Annotated in this window: 4 protein-coding genes; all 4 read left to right on the top strand. The window is 75.2% G+C overall.

Translation table 11 applies throughout. The features are described 5' to 3' along the window. Window positions 1-371 precede the first annotated feature (371 nt). The 4 genes from ACFV0G_RS29535 to hflX all read left to right on the top strand — a co-directional run bounded on the left by ACFV0G_RS29535 (window position 372) and on the right by hflX (window position 5,893). Window positions 372-854 (top strand): hypothetical protein, encoded by a 483-nt coding sequence (locus ACFV0G_RS29535; RefSeq protein ID WP_380554658.1) that lies wholly within the window; start codon window positions 372-374, stop codon window positions 852-854. A gap of 16 nt (window positions 855-870) precedes the next feature. Then, window positions 871-1,773, top strand: coding sequence for a diaminopimelate epimerase (gene dapF, locus ACFV0G_RS29530; RefSeq protein ID WP_380554655.1), 903 nt, complete (start codon window positions 871-873; stop codon window positions 1,771-1,773). Window positions 1,774-1,969: 196 nt separating this feature from the next. Then, window positions 1,970-4,300: a RelA/SpoT family protein gene (locus ACFV0G_RS29525; protein ID WP_380554652.1), complete on the top strand. Its 2,331-nt coding sequence runs from the start codon at window positions 1,970-1,972 to the stop codon at window positions 4,298-4,300. A gap of 93 nt (window positions 4,301-4,393) precedes the next feature. After that, a complete protein-coding gene (hflX, locus tag ACFV0G_RS29520; RefSeq protein ID WP_380554648.1) occupies window positions 4,394-5,893 on the top strand; it encodes a GTPase HflX in 1,500 nt (499 codons plus the stop codon). Window positions 5,894-5,932: the final 39 nt, after the last annotated feature.

Here is a 5,932-nt window from a genome sequence, read left to right as displayed (position 1 = left end):
CTCCGCCCGCCCCCGCAGCGCTCGCCCCCTCTCGCGCCCCCGCCCCCCCGCCCGCGCCGCGCCCCCCCCCCCCCGCTCCGCCCCCCCCCCGGCCCGCTGGCGATCGGGGGGCCGCGCGGGGGCGGCTCCCGGCCGCCGGACGACGGGATCCGGCCATGCGTCCGGTGCACCTGCGCTCGCAGCTGCAGGTGCAGCGCGAACCGGCGGTTACAGGCGGATCACGTCATGGCCACGGATCACCCGAGGACCCCTCGGACGCCCTGCGGGCGACCCGGGACATGCCATCATCGGTACCACCAGGGGTCAGTCGCGCGGGCCGGCCTCACCGTTCACGAGCCGTGAACTCGTGTCGATCCGTCAGGGGAGGCCGCGTGTCGACGGGTACCGGCCCCGAAACCGACGAGCTGCCGAGCAGGGCCGAGGACAGCGCCGAGCTGCTGCTGCCCGAGCTGGTCGTGCCCACCTCGTACGCGATCGGCCTGCCCGCCATCGACGACCTGGGCGCCCCCGGCGTCGTGCACGAGCGCGAGATCCGTCCGCGCCGCCGGCTGCGCTGGTGGCAGCTGCTCCCGATCGTGCTGATGGCCACCCTCGGCTCCCTGATGTTCGCCTTCCCGCTGGCCTTCTCCGGCGACGCCGCCTCCGCGATGATCGGCATGCTGGGCCTGCTGCTGACCGCCGCCTCCGGCGGCTGGGGCGCGATGGCCGCCCGCCGGGCCGGCTACAAGTGGCCCGGGGTGCCGCGCCGCGGCAGCGGCCAGCGGGCCGGCTGGCGGGCTATCGCGCTGTACACCCTGATCGCCGGCACCGCCGTGGCGCTCGCCCTCTGGCGGGTCGTCCACCTGCGCGGCTGATCGGTACCATCGCGGTGTGAGCGCACCCACCGCCCCCGGCCTGCCCTTCCTCAAGGGCCACGGCACCGAGAACGACTTCGTGATCCTCCCCGACCCGGACGGCCGGCTCGACCTCGGCCCGGCCGCGGTCGCGCGGCTGTGCGACCGGCGGGCCGGCATCGGCGGGGACGGCCTGCTGCGGGTGGTGCGCTCGGCCGCCGACCCGGCCGCGGCGCACCTCGCCGACCGGGCCGAGTGGTTCATGGACTACCGCAACTCCGACGGCTCGATCGCCGAGATGTGCGGCAACGGCGTCCGGGTCTTCGCGCACTACCTGGTGCACGCCGGGCTGGCGAAGCCGGGCCGGCTCGCGGTCGCCACCCGCGCCGGGGTGCGCGAGGTGCGGATCGCCGCGAGCGCCCCCGACGGCACCCCCGGCGAGATCACCGTCGACATGGGCCTTGCCGTGCTGCCCGGCCCGGACGGCATCGAGGTGGCGGTGGGGGAGCGGACGTGGCCCGCCCGCAACGTCAACATGGGCAACCCGCACGCGGTGGCCTTCGTGGCGAGCCTGGACGACGCCGGCGACCTGCGCGACGCCCCCCGCACCGCCCCCGAGGGCGTCTACCCGGAGGGCGTGAACGTCGAGTTCGTGGTCGACCGCGGTCCGCGGCACGTGGCCATGCGGGTCCACGAGCGCGGATCCGGCGAGACCCGCTCCTGCGGCACCGGCGCCTGCGCGGTGGCCGTCGCCGCCGCCCGCCGCGACGGCCTGGACCCGGCCGCCACCGGCGAGGCCGCGCGCTACACCGTGGACCTGCCGGGCGGCCGGCTGACCATCGAGGAGTTCCCGGACGGCCGGGTGGAGATGACCGGCCCCGCCGAGATCGTCGCCACCGGCACCCTGGACGCGGCCTTCGCCGCCACCCTCACCGCCTGAGCGGCGGCGCGTCCGGGCCGCCGCCGCGCCCGGACGCGTCCGGCCGCGCGGTTTTCCCGTTTCCGCAGGCCGTGAATCCGCCCGATCGGGTGATCCCCATGACGGACCGGGAGCAGTGCGTCGCGGAACGTGCTGTGCTCGGTAGCATGGACCACCGGGTCGGGAGGCGCTCCGGTGATCGCTGCCGGAGGTGCGGATGGCCATCGAAGCAGGTCCGATCGGTGCGGGGCAGCACGGCGGCGCCAGGCGCCCGCTCGGCCGGCTGAGCCGCAGCGCCCTCTCGCGCGCAGGCCGCGCCGCCCTGCTGGCCACCGACCGCGCCCCCGTCCCGGACGCCATCGAGCCCATCGTCCAGGCCCACCGCCGCCACCATCCGCAGGCCGACCTGGCGCTGCTCTCCCGCGCCTACCGCCTCGCGGAGGAGAGCCACCGCGGCCAGACCCGCAAGAGCGGCGAACCGTTCATCACCCACCCGCTCGCGGTCACCATGATCCTCGCCCAGCTCGGCGCGGGGACGACCACGCTCGTCGCCTCCCTGCTCCACGACACCGTCGAGGACACCGAGGTGACGCTCGATCAGGTCTCCGCGGACTTCGGCCCGGAGGTCGCCTACCTGGTCGACGGCGTCACCAAACTGGAGAAGGTCGACTTCGGCGCCGCCGCCGAGGCCGAGACCTTCCGCAAGATGCTGGTCGCCACCGGCGACGACGTCCGGGTCATGGTGATCAAGCTCGCCGACCGGCTGCACAACATGCGCACCATCCGGCACATGAAGCCCGCCAGCCGGGTCCGGATCGCCAAGGTCACCCGGGACGTCCTCATCCCGATCGCCGAGCGGCTCGGCATCCAGGTGCTGAAGGCCGAGTTGGAGGACATCGTCTTCGCCACCCTCCACCCGGAGGAGTACGCCCGGACCGGGGCCGTGCTGACCGCCCACGAGCAGCGGCCCGACGAACTGCTCGCCCCCTTCGCCGAGACGCTGCGCCGCCAGCTCGCCGAGGCCGGGATCGCCGCCGAGGTCACCGTCCGCCCCCGGCACTGCGTCTCGGTGCACCGGGTGCTGCTCAAGCGGGCCGCCGCCGCCGGCGCGGACGGGCTGCCGCAGGCCCTCCAGCCGGCCGACTTCGGCCGCGTGCTGGTGGTCGTCGACGAGAACGCCGACTGCTACGCCGTCCTCGGCGAGCTGCACACCTGCTGGACGCCGCTGCCGGGCGAGTTCAAGGACTTCGTCGCCGCGCCCAAGTTCAACCTCTACCAGTCGCTGCACACCGCCGTGCAGCTGCCCGGCGGCGCGGTGGCCGAGGTGCTGGTGCGCACCCGCGCGATGCACCGGGTCGCCGAGACCGGCGTGGTCGCGCTCGGCGACCCGCACCAGCCCGGCTCCGAGCCCGCGCCCGCCGCCCGCGACGAGCTCGACGGCACGGACCCGGCCCGGCCCGGCTGGCTGAGCCGGCTGCTCGCCTGGCAGCAGGAGACACCGGACCCGGACACCTTCTGGTCCACCCTCACCGCCACCCTCTCCGACGACGGCGAGATCACCGCGGTCACCGAGAACGGCGACCGGCTGCACCTGCCGGTCGGCGCCAGCTGCGTGGACGCCGCCTACCTGCTCGGCGAGCAGACCGGCCACCGCTGCGTCGGCGTCCGGGTCAACGGCCGGCTCTCCGCGCTGTCCACCGCGCTGCGCGACGGCGACGTGGTGGCCGTCCTCACCGCACCGGCCGGCGAGCCCTCCGGCCCGGCCGCCGAGTGGCTCGAACACGTCCGCACCCCGGCGGCCCGCCTCGCCATCGAGCGCTGGCTCGCCGAGCACCCGGCCCCCGTCCCGGTGGTGGAGACCGGGCCGTCCGACGACCGTCCCGCCCCGCAGGCGGCGCCCGCAGTGGTCCGCGGCCGGGCACCGGTGGCCGTCCACGGCCGGCCGGACACCCCCGTCCGGCTCGCCCGCTGCTGCACCCCCGTGCCGCCGGACGCGCTCACCGGCTACCCGATCCGCGGCGGCGCGGTCGCCGTCCACCGCACCGGCTGTCCGGTCGGCGACCGGCTGCGCGCGGACGGCCGCAGCCCCCTCTCGCTCGCCTGGATCCCGGGCGCCGAACCCCCGAACGGCTACCGGGTCGCCCTGCACGCCGAGGCGCTCACCCGCCCCCGGCTGCTCGCCGACCTGACCGCGGCCATCTCCGCCGAGGGCGTCGGGATCTTCTCCGCCGACGTCGAACCGCCCCGCGAGCTGCGGGTCAGACACAGCTACACCATCGAGCTGCCGGGCGCCGAGGCGCTGCCCGCGGTGATGCGCGCGATGCTCCGGGTGCCCGGCGTGTACGACGTCTACCGGCCCGGCCCGCCGGCGGAGGACCCGGCCGACCGGCCCGCTGCCGCCGCCGATGCCTCCCCGGGGGCGTCCGCCGGGCGAAATGAGGATGACCCGGCCGATCCGGGCGTGCGACCATCGTGGGGAATGCACGGCCGGTCCGCGGCGTTCACCGGAGGCAGTGGCGCCGGTGGACACGGCGGTCCGCAGGGGTAGCTCACCCCGCCCGACGGTAGGAGGGGCGGCAGCTGGGCAGACTCCTCGGTACACGCGATGTACCCCGGCCTTCCCGACACCGCAAAGGATGAGATGACCTCCACGTTCGACAGCCGCACCACGCGCGAGTCCGCCCGCCGGCTCGCCGACATCAGGGCCGAGGCCCTGATGGACGAGGACCTCGCGGCGATCGACGAGGACCTCGACCAGTACGACGGGGAACAGTACGACCGGTCCGAGCGTGCGGCGCTGCGCCGCGTGGCAGGCCTGTCCACCGAGCTCCAGGACGTCACCGAGGTCGAGTACCGACAGCTCCGCCTGGAGCGCGTGGTGCTCGTCGGCGTCTGGACGGACGGCACGGCCGAGGAGGCCGAGAACTCGCTGGCCGAGCTCGCCGCCCTCGCCGAGACCGCCGGATCCGAGGTGCTGGACGGCGTCATCCAGCGCCGCGACAAGCCCGACGCCGCGACGTACATCGGCTCCGGCAAGGCCCAGGAGCTGCGCGACATCGTCGCCTCCAGCGGGGCCGACACCGTCGTCTGCGACGGTGAGCTCACCCCCGGCCAGCTGATCCACCTCGAGGACGTCGTCAAGGTCAAGGTCGTCGACCGGACGGCCCTGATCCTCGACATCTTCGCCCAGCACGCCAAGTCCCGCGAGGGCAAGGCACAGGTCTCGCTCGCGCAGATGCAGTACATGCTGCCGCGCCTGCGCGGCTGGGGTCAGTCGCTCTCCCGGCAGATGGGTGGTGGCGGCTCCGGCTCGTCCGGCGGCGGCATGGCCACCCGCGGTCCCGGTGAGACGAAGATCGAGACCGACCGGCGGCGGATCCGCGAGAAGATGGCGAAGCTCCGCAGGGAGATCGCCGAGATGAAGAAGGGCCGCGACACCAAGCGCCAGGAGCGCAAGCGCCACCAGGTGCCGTCCGTGGCCATCGCCGGGTACACCAACGCCGGCAAGTCCTCGCTGCTCAACCGGCTCACCGGCGCCGGCGTCCTGGTGGAGAACGCGCTGTTCGCCACCCTGGACCCGACCGTCCGCCGGGCGCAGACCCCGAGCGGCCGGGTGTACACCCTCGCCGACACCGTCGGCTTCGTCCGGCACCTGCCGCACCACCTGGTCGAGGCGTTCCGCTCCACCATGGAGGAGGTCGCCGACGCCGACCTCATCCTGCACGTGGTCGACGGCTCGCACCCGGAGCCGGAGACCCAGCTGGCCGCCGTCCGCGAGGTCATCGTCTCGGTCGAGGCACAGAACGTGCCGGAGATCGTGGTGATCAACAAGGCGGACGCCGCCGACCCGGCCGTGCTGCAGCGCCTGCTGCGCCGCGAGCCGCACGCCCTCGTGGTGTCGGCCCGCAGCGGCCAGGGCATCGCCGAGCTGCTGCAGCTGATCGACGACGAGCTGCCGCGCCCCGCCGTCGACGTCCACGCCCTGGTCCCGTACACCCGCGGCGACCTGGTCTCCCGGGTGCACGCCGAGGGCGAGCTGCTCTCCACCGAGCACACCGCCGACGGCACCCTGCTGCACGCCAAGGTGGCCGCGGAGCTGGCCGCCGAGCTGGAGCGCTTCACCGTGGTCGCCCAGGGCTGACCTGCGGCGCACCCCGACGGCGCGGGCCCCGATCCACAC

The sequence above is a fragment of the Kitasatospora sp. NPDC059571 genome, assembly GCF_042735675.1.
GTDB lineage: Bacteria > Actinomycetota > Actinomycetes > Streptomycetales > Streptomycetaceae > Kitasatospora.
The sequence above is the reverse complement of the archived record's forward strand: the minus strand, read 5'-3'. Positions and strand labels throughout refer to the sequence as shown.